We start from the raw sequence: 21,535 nt of genomic DNA, 5'->3' as shown, positions 1-21,535 counted from the left end.
AGCGCCTCGCCTTCCCGAGGTCGAGCACCTCGCTGTCGCCGCCGAGGACCATCGGGATGATCTCCGCCTCTACCGCCAGACGCCTGGCCGTTCCGGCGGAGATCGGCTGCTCGATACCGTCGATCTGCGCTTCACCCAGGCCCGTCATGAGTTCGTCGAGGCCGATCCGCACGATCATCGTCGTCGTCACCCCCGGCCCGAGGCCCGGGACGGTGCGGTCCGTGCAGGAGAGTCCGTGCCGGACGAGATCGACGATCGCGTCGGCGCGAAGCTGCGGGAACGTGCGCGGGTCGACCAGCTCGTGGTTCTCCCCGCACTGGTCGGGGTCGTGCGCCGCGGTGTCGTGACCGGTGTCGGTCGTGTCGTGAGCGGCCTCCGCCTCCCGCATCCGCACCCCGCGGATCGCGTTGCCGACGTGCGCGTCGACCCACGCGTCGACGAACCCGGCCGAGAGCGGGTCGGCGTCGAACACGTAACGCACCATCCCGTCGCGCCGGTTGATCCGATGCCAGCCCCGCTTGGCGACGAGCTGCTCCTCCCTTGGTTCGATACCATCCGTGTCGAGGCGGTCGCGGGTGCGGATCGCGAGCTTCCGCACCAGATCCGCCGGGTTCTCGGTGGCGAACTCCACCAGAGCTTCCTCCGCGAACGCCAGATCCTCCGGGTTAGCGTTCGCCCTAGCCTGCTCGAGGTTCGACATGATCGCCTCGGCCGCGTCCACCGGGATCCGGCCCGCAGAGAGCGCCTCGGCCACCGCCGGGAACGCGACCGGCAGCCGTTCCCCCAGCAGGGTCACCGGCGTCGCCGTCGCCGAACCCACCCGACACAGGCGGCTCGCCTCCGCCACCGTGATGCGGCCGATATCGGCCAGCAGCATCGCCGCCGTCGCGTTCCCGGTGCGCTTGGCCAAGCCCTCCTGCCCGAGCGACGGACGCGACCGCTCCACGACCTGCCCGGCCAGTCTGGTAAGCAGCGCGTCATTCTCACGCTTGACCGCGAAACCCGCCCTAAGCGCCTCCAGCAGACCCGCGTCGCTCATCCCGATCGCGTCGTTCTCCGCAGAGGATGCGCCCCCGACCGGCTGGGCGAAGTTCAACGCACCCGCCCACGCATCGGCGAGCGCGCCGACCGAGGCGACCACCGCATCCGTTGAACGTGACATACCCTCACAGTAAGGGCAGCCACCGACATTCCCGACGCCCAGAGATACCGGTCGCCATCAGCGATTAAACCTGTGGATAACCCAATCCGAGGGGGGTATGTGGAGGAACGTTCACGGCGGAAAAGACCCCGCTTAGTGCGGCTCTCCCATCGGCTGCGCGGCCCGGCGCAATGCCTCGCGGTCGAAGCTATCGGTGGGGTACTCCCCAGTGTCTCGGCGTTCCACGTCCCCGGCAGCGGGAGCGTCCTCGTGGCCCGGCTCCTCGGCGGCCCCGAATTCGCCGAGATCGCCGTCGCCAGAGTCGCCGGATGCGTATCCCGCGAACTCGGCTGTCTCGTAGCTTCCGGTGTCGAATTCCGACCGGTCGAAGGAATCGGTCTGCAGGGCGGCCGACGAGTCGTGCGGGATGTGGTCGCGCGGGGTCGCGGCGAGCATGGCCTCGACGTCCGACACCTCGAGCACCGGTTCCTCGCCCGGCCCCAGCGGTCGCATGGTCTGCCGGTGCACCGTCTCGACCAGGGAGTCGAGCATCGCGGCGGCGTCGTCGACGATCTCCTGATCGCGGGTGTCGGTGCCGTGCAGCAGCCAGCGCACGAGTTCCAGCTCCGCGTAGAGCAACGCCCTGCCCGCGATGCGCTGGTCGCTGCCCTGGCGTGCGCCGGTGTACGCGGTGAGCGCGTTGCGGGCGGCCTCTTCGCCCGACGCCAGCAGCCAGTGCAGGTCGCGGGCCGGGTCGCCGACAGCGAGTTCGGCCCAGCCGAGCACGCCGGCCACGGCGTCGTCCCTCACCAGGAACGACTCGGACGACAATGAACCGTGGATGACGGTGGGCGCGAACTGCCAGAGGGCGTCGTCGTCCGTCGCCTGCTCCCAGCGGCGCACGAGCGCCTCCGGTACGAGCCCGGTGCCATCGGCCCGGTCGATCAGTTCGATCGTCGACGTGCGGCACTCCTCGGCGGTGCGCTGCGGCAGGCCGGCGTCACCGACGAAGGTGGTGGGCAGGCTGTGCACGGCGGCGATGGCCCGGCCGATCGACGCGGCGACACCGGTGTGACGGATGAGCGCGTCGGCTTCGAAGGAGTCGCCGGGCAACAGCTCGTAGACGACGGCACGCGTCGAGTCGACGGGAGCCTGGCCCACGTACTCGGGCACGTCGAAGGGGAGCCGGCTGCGGTTGCCCACGGTGAGCGCACGCAGCGCCACGAGGTCGGCCGACTGCTCGGTCTCGGCGGTCTGGTTGTTCGGAACACGAATGATGAGGCGGCGCCCGTCGCGCCCGATGAGCAGCGCAGAATCGAACATCCCGTGCACGCCCTGGCTGTGGCTCCGCGCCTGCGCGACGTCGAACCCCGCGACAGCGGAGGTGGCCAACGCGGCTAGAGTGAGGTGGGATCTGGCCATGTGTTCTAGGTTAGGTCGAACTCCTCGCGGGCACGCCATCCGCCACGCCTGCACACCACTTCGGCATCGCGCCAGATCACAGGGGTAACCATGTCGTTCGCGTTCACCGCGCGCCTTCCGCTCTCGAGGCATGCGGTCGACCGCGACCACGTCCGTCGCGCCGGCGAGGACCTGTTCGAGGGTTTGCGAGCGGATGCGAACGCGCGGGTGCTGCCGCTCTGGCGTGGCAAGGCCCTGGTCGCCGACCCCGTCGCATCCGTCGCCCTTCGCTGGGTCGAACCCGACCGCCTGCCCGCCGACCTGACCTCCGTCTACCTCGGCCTCTCCCTCGCCGAAGACGCGTCGGAGCCGGTCGGGACCGCCCTCGTGGCGACGATCCTCACCGACGAGGCCGCCGCCTCGCTCGAGGCCGACGAAAGCCGCTGGCGGGGACTCCGCGAACTGGCCACCGTGCTCGGCGACCGCGACGCGGGCGCCTTCGCCGAGGCCCTGGCCCTGGCCAACTGGCACGACTCCCACGGGCACTGCCCGCGCTGCGGCGCGCCGACGATGATCGAAGACGGCGGGTGGACCAGGCGCTGCCCGAACGACGGCAGCCAGGTCTTCCCGCGCACCGATCCGGCCGTGATCGTGCTGGTGACGGATGCCGACGGGCGCGTGCTCCTCGGCTCCAACGCCATGTGGGAGACCAAGCGGTACTCGCTCCTGGCGGGCTTCGTCGAACCGGGGGAGTCGCTCGAGAACGCCGCCATGCGCGAGGTGCACGAGGAATCCGGACTCCGCGTCACCGACCCGGAGTACCTCGGATCGCAGCCGTGGCCGTTCCCGGCGTCGGTCATGTGCGGTTTCACCGCCCGTCTCGCCGACGGCCAGGACCCGCACGCCCTGCTGCCCGACGGCGAGGAGATCCTCGACCTCCGGTGGTTCAGCCGTGACGAGATCCGCGGGCAGGAGGGCGAGGTGATCCTGCCGGGCCGCGCGTCGATCGCCCGCGCCATGCTCGAGCACTGGCTCGGTGAGCCCCTCGAAGCCGGCGCGCCCCTCCAACCCGGGGAGCCGCACCGGGGCGGCGCATGATTCACGTGGCCGAATCGGGCGCCGACGCCCTCCTGGCCGGTCTCGACGAGCAGCAGCGCCTCGCGGCGGAAGCCCTCGTCGGTCCCGTGTGCATCCTCGCCGGCGCAGGCACCGGCAAGACGCGCGCCATCACCCATCGCATCGCCTATGGCGTGACCAGCGGCGCGTACGCGCCCAACCGTGTGATGGCGCTCACCTTCACCGCCCGGGCGGCCGCCGAACTCCGCGGCCGGCTGCGGCACCTGGGCGCCGGGGGCGTCGCCGCCCGCACCTTCCATGCCGCGGCGCTGTCGCAGCTCAACTACTTCTGGCCGCACGTGGTCGGGGGACAGGTGCCGCGCATCCTCGACGGCAAGGGCCGCCTTCTCGGCCACGCCGCCGAGACGCTGCGGCTGAAGCTCGACACGGCGACGCTGCGTGATATCGCCGCGGAGATCGAGTGGCGCAAGGTGTCGGGACTCGGCCTCGAGCAGTACGCGGCACAGGTCGGATCCCGCGCACTCCCGGGCCGGCTCACCGCCGAACAGACGGTGGCCATGCAGGAGACCTACGAGCGTCTCAAGGACGAACGCCGGCAGCTGGACTTCGAAGACGTGCTGCTCGCGATGGCCGGCATGATCGAGTCGGAGCCCTCGGTCGCGCTGCAGGTGCGCGAGCAGTACCGGTTCTTCGTGGTCGACGAGTACCAGGACGTCTCGCCGCTGCAGCACGACCTGCTCGCCCTGTGGCTCGGCGACCGACGCGACCTCTGCGTCGTCGGAGACGCCAGCCAGACCATTTACTCCTTCGCCGGGGCGCGCAGCGACTACCTGCTCGACTTCCCCAAGCACTACCCGGACGCGACGGTCGTGCGCCTCGAGCAGAACTACCGGTCCACGGCGCCCATCATCACCGCCGCCAACCAGTTGATGCGGGGGCGGAGCGGGGCCCTGTCGTTGCGGCCCCGCACCCCAACCGGCAACGCCCCGGCGCATCCGGAGCCCGCCGTTCGCGAGTACGCGACCGACATCGCCGAAGCCCGCGGCGTTGCCCAGCAGGTGCTTGAGCTCGTCGACGGCGGCACCCGGCCGGAGGACATCGCCGTGCTGTACCGGGTGAACGTGCAGGCGGCCGCGCTCGAGACCGCGCTCGGCGAGGTGGGCGTGAGCTACCAGATCCGCGGGTCGAAGCGCTTCTTCGACCTGCCGGAGGTGAAGCAGGCCGTGATGTCGCTGCGGGCGGCATCCGTGTCGATCAGCGGCGAGCCGCTGTTCAAGTCGGTCAGCGACGTGCTGCGCTCCCTCGGCTGGAGCCAGAGCCCGCCGGAGGCGCGCGGCGCGGTGCGGGACCGCTGGGAATCGCTCAACGCGATCATGGGGCTCGTCGACCAGGCCGCCCCGGGCACCACCTTCCGCCAGTTCACCGACGAGCTGATGGAGCGGCAGGCCGGCCAGCACGAGCCGACCGTGTCGGCCGTCACGCTCGCCACGCTGCACTCGGCCAAGGGCCTGGAGTGGGACTGCGTGTTCCTGGTGGGGCTCTCGGAAGGGCTCGTGCCGATCAGCTACGCGACTAGGTTCGAGCAGGTCGACGAGGAGCGCCGGCTGCTGTACGTCGGCATCACGCGGGCACGTCGGCGGCTGTCGATGAGCTGGGCGGCATCCGGTGCGCAGCAGCGGTCCCCGCGAGAACGGTCACGATTCCTGGCAGAGCTTGGCATCCGCAACGCGCGTGGGGCAGGTGGTCGCGCCGGCTGAGTGCGGCCGACGCCGGGTCGACGATGAGCGACGCGGTCGACAGCGGGTTCGCGCCGGTTCGCAGGAAGGCGTCGACGATCGTGGCAACGAGCGCCGCCACGACGATGCTGTTGCGCTCGGTCTCGGTCGCCGCGCGCCGCTGCAGCAGCTGGATGGCGATGGCCGGCCAGGCGGGGTCGGCGTCGATGCGGTGGTGCTCGAGGCACGACAGGCACGGACCGGTGCCGGGTTCCACGAGCGGGCCGATCCTGACCTCGGCATCGCTGAACACGACCGGAAGGTGCGGGATGTCGCGCCTGAGCCAACGGCCGTGCCGCTCGGGCTCCATCGCGTAGTGCGTCACGATGACGGTGAGTCCCGGCGGCTCGTCGGGCGGGCACAGGCGGATGCCGAGCTCGGCGAACAGGGGCGGCATCCGCTGCGTGGTGGCGCCATCGCCGTCGATGAGGACCGTACCCGGCCCAGCGGCGGCCGGGCCGGGTCGGACGGCCAGCAGTGCCGGTCGCAGGGCGGTGAGGAGGGAGTCGACGCGGGCGGCGCTCGCCCCGGAGTCAGTGGCGAGCCGCCGGAGGCTTTCCTCGGGAATCCCGGCCTGCAGGGCCAGGACGACCCGTTCGAGCGCGGCCGTCATCCCGGGGAACGCGGCGAGGGGTCGGTCGACGCCCGCCTGGATCGTGTCGGGGGAGCGCCAGACGAGGGGGACGGCCGGGTTCAGTCGCATGATCATGCCGACATGATGCGCCTCCGCCGGACCGCCCGCCGAAGTTATCCACAGTCCGCGCGCCCGGTCGCCCCCACTGCTCTCCACGAGTGCGGGCTTCGTGCCGCCTTTCGCGCGCCGAGGCGACCGTTCGGCCGCACTCGCGAAGGAAGGCAGGTGGGAGGGAGCCCCCGAGCGACGACAGGAGGCTGAAGGAGGCCAGGTGAGCTACTCCTCGTGCGGGCGCTCGGTTCCGTCGTCGCGCAGCAGGTCTTCCAGCGCCTGGTCGATCTCGTCGAGCACGGGCTCCTCGCCCGACGCGGCACCGGTCAGCCGGGCGACGAGGCCTGACGGGTCGTCGAGGTCCTGCGCCGTGGGCAGCAGGTCGGGGTGCGCCCAGAGCGCGTCGCGCGCGTCGTTGCCGACGGCATCCGTCACGGCCTGCCACATGGCCGCCGCCTCGCGCAGCCGGCGAGGCCGGAGCTCGAGGCCCACGAGCGCCGCGAACGCCGACTCGGCCGGGCCGCCTGAGGCGCGGCGCCGGCGCACCGTCTCGGCGATCGCGCCGGAGGACGGGAGCCGTTCGGTGGCTTCGGCGGTGACCACGTCGACCCAGCCCTCCACGAGCGCCAGCATGGTCTCCAGGCGTCCGAGGGCGGCGAGCTGTGCGTCGGTCTTGGGCGGGATGAGCGAGCCGTTGACCATCGCCTGGCGCAGTTCCTCCGGGTTCGACGGGTCGAAGGTGGAGGCCAGCTCTTCGAGGCGCTCGGTGTCGATGCGGATGCCGCGGGCGAACTCGGTGACGGAGGAGATCAGGTGCAGGCGCAGCCAGCGCGAGTGGCGGAACAGCCGGGCATGCGCGAGCTCGCGCACCGCAAGGTAGATGTGCACCTGGTCGGCGGGGATGTCGAGGCCCTCGCCGAACGCCGCGACGTTCTGCGGGAGCAGCACCGCCTCCTCCTCGCCCATGAGCGGGATGCCGACGTCACCGCCGGAGACCACCTCGCTGGAGAGTTGCCCGACGACCTGGCCGAGCTGCATCGCGAAGAGAGTGCCCCCGAGGCTGCGCATGACCTGTCCGGCATTGGCGATCATGCCGCGGAGCTCTTCGGGGGCCTGCTCGGTGAGCACCCGGGTGAGCGCGTCGGAGATGCTGGAGGCCACCGGGGACGCCAGCTGCGTCCACAGCGGCATGGTCGCTGTCACCCACTCCTTGCGGGTGATCAGGCCCGGCGCGGTCAGGAGTTCCGCCACCGCGGTCACGTCGTCGAGCCAGAGTGCGGCGATCCGGAAGGCCTGCTGGAGCGCCGCACGTTCCGCGTCGGTCGGCGTGAGCTGCCCAGCCGCGGCGCGCTCCTGCCCCTGCTTGAGGGCGATGTCCCAGTTGATGGAGCCGTCGCCGCCGCTGAAGAGGGCGCCCTGCAGCTGGTTCATCAGCGCCGCGACGCTCGCCGGGTCGCTGGGCAGCCCGGCCGCTCCCGCCAGCTGGCTGGGGTCGATCGAGGATTTCCCCGAGAGGATGTCCCGCAACATGTCCCGGAACTCGTCGGGAATGCCGTCGTCGCCGGGTTCGTCGTCGGGTCGTGAGTTGTCTGCCACTTCAGGCACCTCCCAGTTGCTTGCTTCTACGCTAGCCCTTGCGCCCCGGCCCCGACTGGGAAATGCCCTAGGCTGGAGCGCTTGGATGTCCGCCCACCGCGAACATCCTCCCCGACGCCCGGAAGGATCGCGGTGGCCCTCTTCGTAGACGACCCCTCTGCGCCCCGGCGCGACCGGCCCGTCGCGCGCGCCGGCTGGATCGTGCTCCTGATCGCGCTCGTGATCGCCTTCGTCCTGGCGATCGTGCCCGCGCCGTACGTCATCGACAAGCCCGGCCCGGTGTTCAACACGCTGGGGTCGACGGATGCCGTGGGCCAGCAGAGCGGCAAGGACGTCCCGCTCATCAGCATCGACGGCGAACCCGTGTACCCGACCAAGGGCAGCCTCGACCTGCTCACCGTCTCCCAGGTCGGGTCCCCGTCGCAGCGGCCCAACTGGCTCGGCGTCATCCGGGCCTGGTTCGACACGAGCGCCGCCGTCATCCCGATCGACAAGGCGTTCCCGCCGCAGGTGACCCAGAAGGAGGTCGCCGCACAGAGTGAAGCCGCCATGGTGAACTCCCAGCAGGACGCCATCGCGGCCGCCCTGACCCACCTGGGCTACGACTTCCCGATCTCCGTCTCGGTGGTGGGCGTCCCCGACGGCTCCCCGTCCACCGGCGTGCTGGAGGCGGGCGACTCCGTCGACTCGGTCAACGGAACCGCCGTCGCGAGCATCGCCGAGCTGCGCGCCGCGTTGCAGAAGAACGGTGCCGGAACCGAGGCGCACATCGGCATCACCCGGGACGGTGCGCACCGCACCGTCGCCGTCACCCCGACGAGCGTCGGCGACACCGTGGTGGCGGGCATCAACGTGAAGATGGAGTACCGCTTCCCGTTCGACGTCGAGATCCAGCTCGACAAGGTGGGCGGCCCGAGCGCCGGCATGATGTTCGCCCTCGGGATCATCGACAAGCTCACTCCCGGCGCGATCCAGGGCGGCGAAGACGTCGCCGGCACCGGCACCATCGACCCGTCCGGCACCGTCGGCCCCATCGGCGGCATCCAGCAGAAGCTCTACGGGGCCAAGCGTGCCGGCGCCGAATGGTTCCTCGCCCCGGCTGCGAACTGTGCAGAGGTGACCGGGCACGTGCCCGACGGGCTCACGGTTTTCGCCGTGCAGACGCTCGACGATTCGATCACGGCCCTCGACGCCATCCGCACCGGCGAGGGCGTCTCCGAGCTGCCCACCTGCCCCGCTTCCTGACCCGCCGACGGACGCTCGTCTTCTGGGCGTTCGCCGGGCGTCCTCTGGGCGTTCTCCCCACCACGCTTGTCTAGGATGGGTCCGACCGTGTTCTGAGTGAGCAAGAGGCATAATTCGTGACATCCGCATCCTCCACAGCAGCCCCCCGACGAAGTAGAGCACCGCTGGCGATCACGGCCGGCATCGTGGTCGCGCTGGTGATCCTGTTCTTCATCTTCGCCGGGCTGTACACCGACGTGCTCTGGTACGACCAGCTCGGATTCCTGCCCGTGTTGACGACCCAGTGGATCGCCGGCACCGTCTTGTTCTTCGTCGGTTTCATCGCCATGGCCGTCCCGGTGTGGGTGAGCATCCAGCTTGCGTACCGGCTGCGGCCGGTCTATGCCAAGCTCAACGCCCAGGTCGACCGCTACCAGCAGGTCATCGAGCCGCTGCGCCGGCTCGCGACCTACGGCATCCCGGCGCTGCTCGGCCTGTTCGCCGGCGTCGCCGCATCCACCCGCTGGCAGCCGGTGCTGATGTGGCTGAACCGCACCCCGGTCGGCAAGGAAGACCCGCAGTTCCACTTCGACATCTCGTTCTACCTGTTCGACCTGCCGTTCTACCACTCGCTGCTCGCCTTCGCATCCGCTGTGGTGTTCATCTCGGCGCTCGCCGCGATCGCCACCAGCTACCTCTACGGGGCGATCCGCGTCAGCGGTCGCGAGGTGCTGATCTCGAAGTCGGCGCGCGTGCAGATCGCGGTCACGGCCGCGATCTACCTGCTGCTGCAGGCCGTGAGCATCTGGCTCGACCAGTACTCGACCCTCACTCACTCCAACGGCCTCCTCACCGGGGCGGGGTACACCGACGTCCACGCGAACATCCCCGGCCGGGCGATCCTCTCGGGCGCGGCCCTCGTGGTCGCCCTGCTGTTCCTGGTCACGGCGATCATCGGGCGCTGGCGGCTGCCCGTCATCGGCCTGGCCCTGCTGATCATCTCGAGCCTCATCGTCGGCTCGCTCTACCCGTGGGTCATCCAGCGGTTCCAGGTGGAGCCGAACGCCAAGGCGCTCGAATCCCAGTACATCCAGCGCAACATCGACCTCACGCGCGACGCCTACGGGCTGTCCGACGTGAAGGAGGTGCCGTACGACGCGAAGACCACGGCCGAGCCGGGGGCGCTGCGCGCCGACGCCGAGACGACCGCGAACATTCGCATCATCGACCCGGCCAAGGTGAGCGACGCGTTCGCACAACTGGAACAGTTCAAGCAGTACTACCAGTTCCCGTCGAACCTCGACGTCGACCGCTACACGATCGACGGCAAGTCGCAGGACGCCGTCGTGGCCGTGCGCGGGCTCGACGACACCTACCTCACGGGCCTGAACAGCTGGGTGAACTCGACCACCGTTTACACCCACGGATACGGGATGGTCGCCGCGTACGGAAACCAGCGTTCCGCAGACGGCCAGCCGGTCTTCCTCGAGTCGGGCATCCCCACCACCGGGGAGCTCGGGAAGTTCGAGCCGCGCGTCTACTTCGGCCAGAGCTCGCCCACCTACTCCATCGTCGGCGGGCCGAAGGGCACCAAGCCCGTGGAGCTCGACTACCCGTCGAGCAAGGACGGCGAGGAGCAGACCTACACGACGTTCAGCGGCGACGGCGGGCCGAAGCTCGACAACGCCTTCACGAAGCTCATCTACGCGCTGAAGTTCCAGTCCGAGCAGATCTTCCTCTCGGACTCGGTGAACGACGAGTCGCAGATCCTCTACGACCGCAATCCGCTCGACCGTGTGCAGAAGGTGGCGCCGTACCTGACGCTCGACTCCGACGCGTATCCGTCGGTCGTCGACGGGCGCATCAAATGGATCATCGACGGTTACACGACGTCGGCGACGTACCCGTACTCGACGCCCGTCGGGCTCTCCGAGGCGATCACCGACACCGAGACGCCGGCCAAGCCGTTCGCGCTCGACCAGATCAACTACATCCGCAACTCGGTGAAGGCCACCGTCGACGCGTACGACGGGTCGGTGACCCTGTACGCCTGGGATGCCGAGGACCCGCTGCTGAAGACCTGGCAGAAGATCTTCCCGTCGAGCCTGAAGCCGATGAGCGAGATGTCGGGCGACCTGATGAGCCACGTGCGGTACCCGGCCGACATGTTCAAGGTGCAGCGTTCGGTGCTCACCGAGTACCACGTGACGGATGCCGGCTCGTTCTACTCGCACGACGACGAGTGGGCCGTACCCAACGACCCGGTGTCGGCCGCCGGCGACACGATCCCGCAGCCGCCGTACTACCTGACGATGCAGATGCCCGGCCAGGAGAGTCCGTCGTACTCGCTGTACACGACGTTCATCCCGGCCTCGTCCGGCACGACCAGCCGGAACGTGCTCACCGGCTACCTGGCGGTGAACGCCGATGCGGGGTCGAAGGACGGCACCCGGGCGAAGGGATACGGTTCGCTGACACTGCTGACCCTGCCCAAGGATGACACGGTGCCCGGACCCGGTCAGGTGCAGGCGAAGTTCAATGCCGACCCGGTGGTCTCCCAGGCCCTCAACCTGCTGAAGCAGGGCCAGTCGAAGGTCACCAACGGCAACCTGCTCACCCTGCCCGTGGGTGGCGGTCTGCTGTATGTGCAGCCGGTGTACGTGCAGTCGACCGGTAACACCAGCTATCCGCTGCTGCAGAAGGTGCTCGTGGCGTTCGGTGACCAGATCGCGTTCGAGGACACCCTCGACAAGGCGCTCGACGTGCTGTTCGGCGGCGACTCCGGGGCCAATGCCGGTGATACCGATGTGCCGCCGAGCACGACACCGCCGAGCACCGGGGGAGGGACGCCCAAGCCCGGCACGACGCCGCCCTCAACCGGCAACCCGACGACGGATGCGAAGCTCGCGAACCTGCTGCAGGTGGCGCGCCAGGCGATCGCCGATAAGGATGCCGCACTGAAGAAGGGCGACTTCGCGGCGTACGGCGCTGCCGACAAGAAGCTCTCCGACACGGTGGCCTCCATGTTGGCGCTGCTCGGCGAGTAGCTTCGCAGAAGCGCGTGGTGGGGCGGGGCCGATTCGGCCTCGCCCCACCGCTGTGTTAGAGTTGTGGACGTAGCGCGGGGTGGAGCAGTTCGGTAGCTCGCTGGGCTCATAACCCAGAGGTCGCAGGTTCAAATCCTGTCCCCGCAACGCTGTGTTGAATAAACACCGAGAAGGCCCGGAACCGCAAGGTTCCGGGCCTTCTGTGTTTCCTGCCTCCTGGCCCATCCGGAAACTACACGCGAATCGCCTGCTTTTCCGCTGAGGGGTCGCATATCGACCTTCGTTCGCACCGGGATGGTCGGTTCCTGACCCTTCAGGCGGATCGGTAACGTCCGTGCCGGCGGGAGAGGTCGATGATGACGCTGATTTCTGGGGGGCTGAAGGTGAGCTGGTTCCGTGCCTCCCCAGAACTGGGCCTCTCGGCGTGCCCGACGTTTGCGAAAAGCTTGGTGCATGACACTCCAAGAGCCGGGGGCGGGCTCGCAGTCAGTGCCGCCTACTTCATCCCAGCAATCACACCCGTCGACCCACGATCAGCAGCAGTGGCAGACGCAGGCACCAAAACAAGGCCGCAATGTGTTGGCCCTTATCGCGCTGATCATCTCCATCGTTGGATTCATTTTCGCCTGCATTCCAGGTGCTCTGATCATCGGCTGGATTCTTCTCCCGATTGCCTTCATCCTCGCGATCGTTTCCCTGTTCCTGAAGGGAACCGGTAAGGGTTTGGGCATCGCGGGGCTCATTATCTCCGTAGTGGGAACGATCGTTGCTTTCATCGTGTTCTTCGCCGTCGTCGCCGCCTCTTTCAACGAGGCCTTTGGGGATGAGAGCGTCGTCGTAGAAAAGCCGGCGGCAGCGGGGCAAGCGCCCGCAGAGGAATCGCCGACAGCGGAGACGGCCACCGCTGAGGGGACGCGCGAGAACCCTGTGGCAATCGGTTCGGTCATCAGCAGCGAGAACTGGACCGTGGTCATCAATTCTTTCAGCAAGGACGGCAACTCGATCGTCCTCGCGAACGAGTTCAACGACCCGGCACCTGCTGGATCCCACTATGAGGTTGTCAACTACACGGTGACCTACACCGGCAAGGACTCCGCGATCGCTGCGGAGGTTGGCGTCGACGTGGTGACCAACGCGGGCAATGTCGTGAACGGTTACGACAACCCCGTTATGCTCGACGACAACATGGGGATCGATGAACTCTTCAACGGCGCATCCGCCACTGGATCGGATGCCTTTGTCGTTCCCGACGGCGAGAGCGTAAAGATACGGGTGCAGCCCGGAATGTTGGCTGACGAAGTGTTTGTCCAGCCGTAAGTCCACTCTCGATCTCAGCTCAGAGGCTTGAGCCCGCAGCTGTACGCGACCTTGGATCTAAGCAGAAGGCCCGGAACCGCAAGGTTCCGGGCCTTCTGCGTTTCCTCCTTCGCCACCTGACGCATGGGAACAGGACATGATGGCGAAAGCAGGTCAACTCGAGCGCAAGCGGGCGCGCAAGCCGGCGCGCCCTCGTTGCAGTCGCACGGCGCTTCCCGAAAAAAGGTCTGATGGCTCTTGAGGCGGTGAATCCTTCGTCGCCGCATTCGTACGACGTCCTCTGGTCCGTGAGTTTCTTGGTTCTCGCCATCGTTCTCGTGATTGCTCTCCGCCAGATCATACGAGCGACATCCATGTCTGCCGCAGCGCGAACTGTATGGTCCGGCGCCGTGGTGCTATTGCCCCTGATAGGAGTGATTGCCTGGTTCGCATTCGGCGCGAAGACGGCGGAAACAGGGGAGCGCAAGCGCTAATGGCGTGCCTTCCTAGCCAAAACGGAGGTTCGGGGCACTGAGGCAGGTTAGCCGCGGCGCTCCATACGGATGACGACCGTGATGTTCGCGAGGTTGCTGCTGACGCGCTCGAAGCCGGCGGCTTCCAGCACCCGCTCTTCGTCGCCGGCCGTGTTCTCGGCGCTGCCCTTGTTCTGCACCAGCCACACGGTGTCGACGCCGGCCAGTTTGTCGATCACCTGCCCGAGCGGCAGCGTGCGGTCCCAGAGCCACGGGTTGTCGTAGAACGGGCTTTGCAGCGTGACATCGCGCAGCCCCGCGAACGCCTGCGGGTACAGGTGCAGCGCCGAGCGCGGCCGCCGCGACGGCCGCACGCTCTCGTCGAACACGATCGCGTCGCCAGGCTCCGCCTCGTGCGCGATGAGGTCCGCCACCTGCCGCCAGTCGCTGCCCAGGTTCTTGGCGTAGCGGCCACGCTGCGCCACATACCCGGGAACGGCCAGGGCGACGATCAGAAGCACGGCCGCCAGCCGCACGAGCCGAAAACGGATGCCGACGACCCCGGCGGCCATCGCGATACCCACGGCCGGCGCGCACATCGACAGGTACCGGTAGGTGTAGACCGGCGTGACGAGATGGGTGCCCACGAGGAGCGCGAGGGTGGGGAACAGCATCCACACCAGCGCAAGCGCGAGAGTGGCGCGGGCTTTCCGCCCGCCGTGACGGCGGAACGTGACGACCACGCCGAACACGATGAGCGCCCACGCGACAACGGCGATAGCCGTGGTGCCGAACCACTGGTCGACCGCGGCGTCGACGAGGTCGGCCCCGGGGCGCCGCGCGATGAAGGCGACCTGCCGCCGCTCGTGCACGCTCCAGACGAGCACCGGCACCGCCAGGGCCACCGCCACGCCGGTCGCCGCCAGCCACGGCCACGGGCGGTGCCGCTGCCCCGATGACCAGACGGCCACGGCGTGCGCGGGAACGAGCAGCAGCGCATAAAGGAACACGTTGACGGTGAGCGCGAACAGGAGGGCGTATCCCGCCCACCAGCAGAACCAGACGGCCCGCGCGACCGGGCGGGCCGCCTGGTTCTGCCGCAGCTGCAGGATGTGCACAAGGAGCACGGTCGCCCACACCGCCAGCGCAGTCACGAGCGCATACGAGCGGGCCTCCGCGCCCATATAGGTCGTGCGGGGCAGCACCGCGAAGAGGATGCCGGACAGCACCGCCCAGCGTGTGTCGCGGGCGAGCTGCCGCACCAGCACCACGGTGCCCGCCGCGGCGAACCCGACGGCGAGGGCACTCGGCAGGCGGGTGGCGAACTCGGAGATCCCGAACAACCCGGTCCAGACGTGGAGAAAGAGGTAGTACGTGCCGTGCACGGCGTCGACGTGCCGGAGCATCAGGAACAGGCTCGGCAGTGGACGCTGGGCCGACATCACGCTCGCCGCCTCGTCGCCCCAGTACGACGGCTGCCACGACCACGCGGCCGACACCAGGAACGCCGCCAGCCCGACGAGGGCAGGCGGCAGCGCCCTCCCGACGGGCGCGCCGCCCGCGACGGGAGCCCACCGCATCCGCCCGGGCAAAGTCGTGGCCATGACCCGAGACTAGAGCCCGTGGACGCGGACCGGCGCCCGGCGCGACGGAGGCCCGCCCCGGGAAGGGGCGGGCCTCCGTGTCACCGCTTGCAGTGGACGCGTCAGCGGGTCGCGGTCTCCAGCTCGGCCGGGCCGTGGTCGTCCACGCTCATGGTGGCCTCGTCGAAGGGCAGGCGTCCGGAGAGGACGTTGGCGACCTGGACCTTGTCGATCTGGGAGGTCCAGGTGCCGATCAGGACCGTGGCGACGGCGTTACCCGTGAAGTTGGTCAGCGCCCGCGCTTCGGACATGAACCGGTCGATGCCGACGATGAGGCCGACGCCGTCGAGCAGCTGCGGACGGTAGACCTGCAGGCCGCCCGCCAACGTGGCCAGTCCGGCGCCGGTGACGCCCGCCGCGCCCTTGGAGGCGAGCATCATGAACAGCAGCAGCCCGACCTGCTCACCGATCGACATGGGCTTGCCCACCGCGTTGGAGACGAAGATCGACGCCATGGTCAGGTAGATCGCCGTGCCGTCGAGGTTGAACGAGTAGCCGGTGGGAACGGTGATGCCGACGACCGGCTTCGAGACGCCGAGGTGCTCCATCTTGGCGAGCAGGCGCGGCAGGGCGGCCTCCGAGGAGGAGGTGGAGAAGATGATCAAGTACTCGCGGGCGAGGTACTTCATCAGGCTGAAGATGTTCAGGCCCGAGACCAGGCGCAGCAGCGTGCCGAGCACGACGACGATGAAGAGGATGCAGGTGATGTAGAAGCCGAACATCATGGTGGCCATGCCGACGAGGGCCTTACCGCCGCTCGCGCCGACGACCGCGGCGATGGCCCCGAAGGCGCCGATCGGGGCGAGCCACATGATCATCATCAGCACGCGGAACACCACGGTCTGCGCGATCCGGATCGCGTTCAGCACCGGCAGCCCCTTGGCGCCCATGCCCTGCACGGCGAAGCCGACGATGAGGGCGATCAGCAGGGCCTGCAGCACGTTGCCGCTGACCAGGGCCGACACCAGGGTGGCCGGGATGATGCCGAGGATGAAGTCGGCCGCCGTGCCGCCCTCCGCCGCGGCATCCACGGTGTAGTGCGCCGCCGACAGGTCGAGCCCGCTGCCCGGGTTCAGGACGTTGCCCACGACCAGGCCGATCGCGAGGGCGAAGGTCGACATCACGATGAAGTAGAGCAGCGCGAGGCCGCCGATCTTGCCGACCGTGGCCGCCTTCGCGATGGAGCCGACGCCGAGCACGATCGTGCAGAAGATCACGGGGGTGATCATCATCTTGATCAGGGCGACGAACCCCGTGCCGATCGGCTTGAGGCCGATGGCGAATTCCGGGAAGGCCAGGCCAACCGCAATTCCCGCGGCGACGCCGACGATGACGAAGATGTAGAGGTAATGCGTGCGGTCGAGCCGCCTGCGGGTTGGCGTCATTGCCATGATTGGGTTTCCTTCGTGTCCAGACCGGCGTCGGCGACGCGGTGCTTCCAAGTCCGTTCAGCGTCGCCTGCACGAGGTGGCCGAGAAAACTTGTGACCATATTGGTCGCGCGGGCATCACCGCCCATACGGGAACGTCCCGGGGGTGGGGGAGGGACAATGGGGGGATGAAGAGCGTCACGGACCGCCTGAGCGTCGCCACGCGGCTCTTCGTGCTGCACCTGGTGTTCGTGCTGGTGCTCAGCGTGGTGGCGCTCGTCGTGCTCTGGGTCGACGCGCACGCCCGCGTGGAGCAGAACGCCGAGAACCTCACCCGGGTGGTCTCGTCGTCGATCGCCGACGACCCGTTCGTCATCCGCTCGGTGCAGGGAGACCAGCCTTCGACACTGCTCGAACCCTACGCGCTCAACCTCATGCACGACGCGCACGTCGACTTCATCACGATCATGAGCCCGTCCGGCATCCGTTTCACGCACAGCGACCCGGCGCAGATCGGCAAGCCATACATCGGCACGATCGGTCCCGCCCAGCAGGGGCGCTCGCTCACCGAGACCTACACCGGCACGCTCGGGCCGTCGGTGCGCTCGGTCTACCCGATCGAGGATGACGCGGGCCAGATCATTGGCCTGGTGTCGTCGGGCGTCACCGTGGGCAGCGTGGCGTCGGCGGTGAACTCGCGGCTCGGTTTCGTGATCGGCGCGGCCCTGATCCTGTTGCTGCTCGGTGCGGTCGCGTCATTGCTGCTGCGACGCTATCTCGACCGGGTCACGCACGGCATGGGCGAGCAAGAGCTCGAGCGGATGTTCTCCTATTACGAGGCCGTGCTGTACTCGGTTCGCGAGGGCCTGCTGCTGGTCGATCCGGCCGGTCGCCTCACGCTGTACAACGAGCAGGCGGCGCTGCTGCTGAACCTGCCGCCTGCGTCGGCCAGGAGCCGGACCGGGGTGCCTGTGGCCGATCTCCCCATCCCGGAGTCGCTGCGCGCGGTGCTCGGCAGCGGCGACCGGGTGCACGACCTCATTCAGCTCACCGACGACCGGGTGCTCGTCGTGAACCAGGAGCCTGCCGAGGCACCGCCCGGGTCGCGCCGCCGCCTGCCCGCGCGGCTCGGCACGGTGACCACGCTGCGCGACCACACCGAGCTGCAGCAGCTGACCGGCGAACTCGAGACCATGCGCACGCTCGCCGACTCCCTGCGCTCACAGACGCACGAGTTCTCGAACAAGCTGCACACGATCGTGTCGCTCATCGAGCTCGGCCGGGCGCGGGAGGCGCTCGACTTCGTCACCGAACGGCTGCAGGTGAACCAGATGCTGACCGACCGCCTGGTGGGAGCGATCGACGAGCCCGTGCTCGCCGCGTTGGCTCTCGGCAAGGCCGCGCAGGCCGAGGAACGCGGCGTCGACCTGCGCGTCACCGTGTCGTCCACGCGGGTGCAGCCTCGCGCCGAGCCGGCGCACCTCGTGACAATCGTGGGCAACCTGCTCGACAACGCCATCGACTCTGCCGCCGAGTCGGAGGGGCGCTGGGTGAGCCTCGACATCGGCACCCGGGTCGACGCGGATGCCTCGGCGAGCGTCGTGATCGTGGTCGCCGACAGCGGCGCCGGTGTGAGCGCGGAGGAGGCGGACCTCATCTTCGCCCGGGGGTACTCCACCAAGGAGACCGGCCACGGCCGCGGGTACGGGCTGGCGCTTGTCGCGCAGGCGATCCGGCAGGAACGCGGGTCGATCACGGTGGCGAACGGCGATCCGGGTGCCGTGTTCACGGTCACGCTGCCCGACCGCCGGGGCGCCGAGGGCGAGGCATCCGCTGAACCGGTGGTGACCCATGGTTAGCGTGCTCGTCGTCGAGGACGAGGAGATCGCCGCGGCGGCCCATGCCGAGTACGTGCGGCGCATCGACGGTTTCGAACTCGCCGGTGTAGCACGCACGGGCAGCGAGGCGCTGCGGATGCTGCGGGATGCGCCGCGCGGCAGCATCGACGTGATCCTCCTCGACATGAACCTGCCTGACCTGCACGGTCTCGACGTGGCGCGGCAGATCCGGGCCGCCGGCATCGCCGTTGACATCATCGCCGTGACGGCCGTGCGGGAGCTGGACATGGTGCGGAACGCCCTGTCGCTCGGGATGGTGCAGTACCTGATCAAGCCGTTCACCTTCCCGGCCCTCGTCGACAAGCTGCAGCAGTACCTGCGGTTCCGGGAGTCGTTCGTCGCCCAGCAGTCGCATGCCACCCAGGCCGACGTCGACCACGCGCTCGGGGCGCTTCGCACGCCGCTGCCCGCGAACCTGCCCAAGGGACTGTCGCCGGAGACGCTCGAGACCGTCACACGGATGCTGCGGGGGGCAGCGGTGGCGTACTCCGCGACCGAGGTGGCGACGGAGACCGCCATCGCCCGGGTGACGGCCAGGCGCTACCTCGACCACCTTGCCGACGAGGGCCGCGTGGTGCGCTCGCCGCGCTACGGCGGGCAGGGCAGGCCGGAGCTGGAATACCGCTGGCGGTCGTGAGGGCCCCGGGCGAACCGTTTCGCGCTCGCGGCTAGGCTGTGCGCATGGCCGATTCCGCCCTCGCCGTCGCCGTCGCGCAGTTCGCGCCCGGGACCGACCCCGCCGCGAACCTGGCCGCGATCCGCGAGCTGGCCGCCACGGCATCCGCTCGGGGCGCCCGGCTTGTCGTATTCCCGGAGTATTCCGCGTTCTTCGAACCGGTCATGGGCCGGTCGTTCGTCGACGCCGCCGAGACGCTCGACGGGCGCTTCGTCGCCGGACTGTCGTCGATCGCCGCCGACCTCGGCATTCACCTGGTGGCCGGAATGATCGAACAGACCGACGGGGAGCGGTTCAGCAACACGCTCGTCGCCGTGAGCCCCGCCGGCGACGTCGTTGCCACCTACCGCAAGCTGCACCTCTACGACGCGTTCGGGCAGCGGGAGTCGGCGTGGGTGCAGCCGGGCGTGCTGGACGAGCCGCAGACCTTCGCGGTCGACGGGCTGACGGTCGGCCTGCAGACCTGTTACGACATCCGCTTTCCCGAGGTCACCCGGCGTCTCGTCGACGCCGGCGCCGACCTGGTGCTGGTGCCCGCGGAATGGGTGCGCGGGCCGCTCAAGGAGCAGCACTGGCGCACGCTCGTCACCGCACGCGCGCTCGAGAACACGATCTACATCGCGGCCGCGGACCAGGCGCCGCCGGTCGGCGTGGGCAACAGCATGATCGTCGACCCGATGGGCGTCGAGATCGCCACCATCGGTGAGGCAACGGATGTCGCGCTCGGCTGGGTCTCGCACGCCCGCATCGCCGAGGTGCGCACTTTCAACCCGGCCCTGGCGCTGCGCCGGTTCCGAGTGGTGCCGCTCGGCGAGTAGCGGGGCATACGCGTCAGCGAGCGGCCGCCGCCGTCGACGCCAGGGTGGACAGCTGCATCGCGGCCCGCTCCAGGACCGGAACCCGCTTGCAGTACGCGAACCGCACGAGCGACGCGTACTCGGGGCGGTGCTCCGGGGTGCAGAACGCGGTGATCGGGACGGCCACGACGCCGGCGAGTTCGGGCAGCCGCCGGCAGAGCGCGACAGCGTCGGTGAAACCGAGCGGGGCGGCATCCGCCACGATGAAGTAGGAACCCTGGGGGCGGGTGATGCTGAAGCCGGCCTGGGTCAGGCCGCCGGCGAGCACGTCGCGCTTGAGCCGCAGGTCGTCGGCGGCGTTGGTGAAGAACGCGTCGGGGAGGCCGAGACCCACGGCGATGGCGGGCTGGAAGGGCGCGCCGTTGACGTAGGTGAGGAACTGCTTGACGGCCAGGATCGCGGTGACGAGCGGCGGAGGGGCGATGAGCCAGCCGATCTTCCACCCGGTGGTGTTGAACGTCTTGCCGCCGGAGGAGATGGTGACCGTGCGTTCGCGGGCGCCGGGGAGGGTGGCGATGGGGATGTGCGGGACCCCGAATGTGAGGTGCTCGTACACCTCGTCCGTCACGATCAGGCAGTCGTGGCGGTGGGCGAGCTCGACGATGCGTGCGAGCGTCTCGCGGGGGAGCACGGTGCCGGTGGGGTTGTGCGGGGTGTTGACGAGGATGACGCGGGTCGTGTCGGTGATCGCCGCCTCGAGTTCGTCGAGGTCGGGCTGGAAGTCGGGTGACCGAAGCCGCACGGTGCGGTGGACGCCCCCGGCCAGGGCGATCAGCGCGCCGTAGGCGTCGTAGTACGGCTCGAACGTGACGACCTCGTCGCCGGGCTCGAGGAGTGCAAGAAGGGTGGCGGCGAGGGCTTCGGTGGCGCCGGCGGTGACGAGGATCTCCGTTGCCGGGTCGACGAACTGCCCGTAGAAGCGGCGCTGGTGTGCGGCGATCGCCTCGAGCAGCACCGGCATGCCGCGCCCCGGCGGGTACTGGTTGACCCCGTCGCGGATCGCCTTCTCGGCGGCGGCGAGCACTTCGCGGGGGCCGTCCTCATCCGGGAAGCCCTGGCCGAGGTTGATCGCGCCTGTCGCGGACGCGAGTGCGCTCATCTCGGCGAAGATGGTCGCCGCGATGCTGCCGTCGTCGGCCAGGAGGCCCGCTCCTCGCGCTGCCCGCTGCCACGCACCCGGGATCATCGCTGCCTGCATGCTCCCAAACTACACATCTCCCTCCGGCGCGTTCCCGTCCTACGCTCCCGCGCCCTTCGCGCCCAACCTGCGCGTGAGGGGCCAACTTCTCCTAGTCCGGACGTCGATGCACTAGGTAAAGCTGACCCCTCACGAGCGTTCGACGAGCCGGCTGTGGATAACTTCCGCGGAGGATCGGA

At 69.2% G+C, this 21,535-nt stretch carries 15 protein-coding genes, 1 tRNA gene and 1 pseudogene; 10 read left to right on the top strand and 7 right to left on the bottom strand.

Annotated elements, in window-relative coordinates; genetic code table 11:
- Together EEJ31_RS11665 and EEJ31_RS11660 are read right to left on the bottom strand one after the other, a co-directional pair.
- A partial coding sequence (locus EEJ31_RS11665) for a DUF222 domain-containing protein (protein ID WP_148040182.1) occupies positions 1-1,162 on the bottom strand: 1,162 nt, incomplete at its 3' end.
- Between the two features lie 132 nt (positions 1,163-1,294).
- Complete coding sequence (locus tag EEJ31_RS11660; protein ID WP_148040181.1) at positions 1,295-2,563, bottom strand: phosphotransferase; 1,269 nt, start codon at positions 2,561-2,563, stop codon at positions 1,295-1,297.
- 90 nt (positions 2,564-2,653) lie between these two features.
- Between EEJ31_RS11660 and nudC the strand changes: the two genes are divergently transcribed.
- Positions 2,654-3,640, top strand: coding sequence for an NAD(+) diphosphatase (gene nudC / locus EEJ31_RS11655; protein ID WP_123046457.1), 987 nt, complete (start codon positions 2,654-2,656; stop codon positions 3,638-3,640).
- On the top strand, positions 3,637-5,376 hold the full coding sequence (locus tag EEJ31_RS11650; protein WP_199727341.1) for an ATP-dependent helicase: 1,740 nt from the start codon (positions 3,637-3,639) through the stop codon (positions 5,374-5,376). The genes nudC and EEJ31_RS11650 overlap by 4 nt, the downstream gene beginning before the upstream one ends.
- 16 nt (positions 5,377-5,392) lie before the next feature.
- Here the strand turns inward: EEJ31_RS11650 and EEJ31_RS14170 are convergent.
- Both EEJ31_RS14170 and EEJ31_RS11640 read right to left on the bottom strand, forming a co-directional pair.
- A pseudogene (locus EEJ31_RS14170) lies at positions 5,393-5,704 on the bottom strand (TOMM precursor leader peptide-binding protein); the annotation flags it as partial.
- A 600-nt stretch (positions 5,705-6,304) separates the two neighbouring features.
- Positions 6,305-7,675, bottom strand: coding sequence for a zinc-dependent metalloprotease (locus tag EEJ31_RS11640; RefSeq protein ID WP_407643241.1), 1,371 nt, complete (start codon positions 7,673-7,675; stop codon positions 6,305-6,307).
- A gap of 132 nt (positions 7,676-7,807) precedes the next feature.
- On the opposite strand from EEJ31_RS11640, the gene EEJ31_RS11635 reads away from it, so the two are divergent.
- The 5 genes from EEJ31_RS11635 (at position 7,808) to EEJ31_RS14325 (ending at position 13,736) form a co-directional block, all read left to right on the top strand.
- Positions 7,808-8,920: a YlbL family protein gene (locus tag EEJ31_RS11635; protein WP_123046455.1), complete on the top strand. Its 1,113-nt coding sequence runs from the start codon at positions 7,808-7,810 to the stop codon at positions 8,918-8,920.
- Between the two features lie 116 nt (positions 8,921-9,036).
- Positions 9,037-11,946, top strand: a complete 2,910-nt coding sequence (locus EEJ31_RS11630) for a UPF0182 family membrane protein (protein ID WP_199727340.1) — start codon at positions 9,037-9,039, stop codon at positions 11,944-11,946.
- Positions 11,947-12,019: 73 nt separating this feature from the next.
- Positions 12,020-12,093, top strand: a tRNA-Met gene (locus EEJ31_RS11625).
- 306 nt (positions 12,094-12,399) lie between these two features.
- Positions 12,400-13,263: an ABC-2 family transporter permease gene (locus EEJ31_RS11620; protein ID WP_233563865.1), complete on the top strand. Its 864-nt coding sequence runs from the start codon at positions 12,400-12,402 to the stop codon at positions 13,261-13,263.
- Positions 13,264-13,493: 230 nt separating this feature from the next.
- Positions 13,494-13,736 carry a PLDc N-terminal domain-containing protein gene (locus EEJ31_RS14325; protein ID WP_123046453.1) on the top strand — a complete coding sequence of 81 codons (243 nt, stop codon included), beginning with the start codon at positions 13,494-13,496 and terminating at the stop codon, positions 13,734-13,736.
- 47 nt (positions 13,737-13,783) lie between these two features.
- Here the strand turns inward: EEJ31_RS14325 and EEJ31_RS11610 are convergent, their stop codons facing one another.
- Both EEJ31_RS11610 and EEJ31_RS11605 read right to left on the bottom strand, forming a co-directional pair.
- Complete coding sequence (locus EEJ31_RS11610; protein ID WP_123046452.1) at positions 13,784-15,319, bottom strand: glycosyltransferase family 39 protein; 1,536 nt, start codon at positions 15,317-15,319, stop codon at positions 13,784-13,786.
- A gap of 101 nt (positions 15,320-15,420) precedes the next feature.
- Complete coding sequence (locus tag EEJ31_RS11605) at positions 15,421-16,749, bottom strand: cation:dicarboxylate symporter family transporter (protein WP_123046451.1); 1,329 nt, start codon at positions 16,747-16,749, stop codon at positions 15,421-15,423.
- A gap of 166 nt (positions 16,750-16,915) precedes the next feature.
- Here EEJ31_RS11605 and EEJ31_RS11600 point away from each other — a divergent pair, with 166 nt between their 5' ends.
- Genes EEJ31_RS11600 through EEJ31_RS11590 form a run of 3 tightly spaced genes read left to right on the top strand, consistent with a single transcriptional unit; the run spans position 16,916 to position 20,119 of the window.
- Positions 16,916-18,586 (top strand): sensor histidine kinase, encoded by a 1,671-nt coding sequence (locus EEJ31_RS11600; protein WP_123046450.1) that lies wholly within the window; start codon positions 16,916-16,918, stop codon positions 18,584-18,586.
- On the top strand, positions 18,579-19,262 hold the full coding sequence (locus EEJ31_RS11595) for a response regulator (RefSeq protein ID WP_123046449.1): 684 nt from the start codon (positions 18,579-18,581) through the stop codon (positions 19,260-19,262). The genes EEJ31_RS11600 and EEJ31_RS11595 overlap by 8 nt, the downstream gene beginning before the upstream one ends.
- 44 nt (positions 19,263-19,306) lie before the next feature.
- Positions 19,307-20,119: a carbon-nitrogen hydrolase family protein gene (locus tag EEJ31_RS11590; RefSeq protein ID WP_123046448.1), complete on the top strand. Its 813-nt coding sequence runs from the start codon at positions 19,307-19,309 to the stop codon at positions 20,117-20,119.
- Positions 20,120-20,132: 13 nt separating this feature from the next.
- Here the strand turns inward: EEJ31_RS11590 and EEJ31_RS11585 are convergent, their stop codons facing one another.
- Positions 20,133-21,356 carry an aminotransferase class I/II-fold pyridoxal phosphate-dependent enzyme gene (locus EEJ31_RS11585; protein ID WP_123046447.1) on the bottom strand — a complete coding sequence of 408 codons (1,224 nt, stop codon included), beginning with the start codon at positions 21,354-21,356 and terminating at the stop codon, positions 20,133-20,135.
- Between the last annotated feature and the right edge of the window lie 179 nt (positions 21,357-21,535).

It is taken from the genome of Cryobacterium tepidiphilum (assembly GCF_003716325.1).
GTDB classification, from domain to species: domain Bacteria; phylum Actinomycetota; class Actinomycetes; order Actinomycetales; family Microbacteriaceae; genus Cryobacterium; species Cryobacterium tepidiphilum.
Note: the sequence above shows the minus strand (reverse complement) of the source record. Positions and strands in the feature narration are given on the sequence as shown.

What these genes read in the sequence shown, in the direction of transcription:
- EEJ31_RS11650 (WP_199727341.1), top strand. Translation starts at nt 3,637, where the DNA reads ATGATTCACGTGGCCGAATCGGGCGCCGACGCCCTCCTGGCCGGTCTC.
- EEJ31_RS11605 (WP_123046451.1), bottom strand. Translation starts at nt 16,749, where the DNA reads ATGGCAATGACGCCAACCCGCAGGCGGCTCGACCGCACGCATTACCTC.
- EEJ31_RS11595 (WP_123046449.1), top strand. Translation starts at nt 18,579, where the DNA reads ATGGTTAGCGTGCTCGTCGTCGAGGACGAGGAGATCGCCGCGGCGGCC.
- EEJ31_RS11585 (WP_123046447.1), bottom strand. Translation starts at nt 21,356, where the DNA reads ATGCAGGCAGCGATGATCCCGGGTGCGTGGCAGCGGGCAGCGCGAGGA.
- EEJ31_RS14325 (WP_123046453.1), top strand. Translation starts at nt 13,494, where the DNA reads ATGGCTCTTGAGGCGGTGAATCCTTCGTCGCCGCATTCGTACGACGTC.
- EEJ31_RS11600 (WP_123046450.1), top strand. Translation starts at nt 16,916, where the DNA reads ATGAAGAGCGTCACGGACCGCCTGAGCGTCGCCACGCGGCTCTTCGTG.
- nudC (WP_123046457.1), top strand. Translation starts at nt 2,654, where the DNA reads ATGTCGTTCGCGTTCACCGCGCGCCTTCCGCTCTCGAGGCATGCGGTC.
- EEJ31_RS11610 (WP_123046452.1), bottom strand. Translation starts at nt 15,319, where the DNA reads ATGGCCACGACTTTGCCCGGGCGGATGCGGTGGGCTCCCGTCGCGGGC.
- EEJ31_RS11590 (WP_123046448.1), top strand. Translation starts at nt 19,307, where the DNA reads ATGGCCGATTCCGCCCTCGCCGTCGCCGTCGCGCAGTTCGCGCCCGGG.
- EEJ31_RS11620 (WP_233563865.1), top strand. Translation starts at nt 12,400, where the DNA reads ATGACACTCCAAGAGCCGGGGGCGGGCTCGCAGTCAGTGCCGCCTACT.
- EEJ31_RS11660 (WP_148040181.1), bottom strand. Translation starts at nt 2,563, where the DNA reads ATGGCCAGATCCCACCTCACTCTAGCCGCGTTGGCCACCTCCGCTGTC.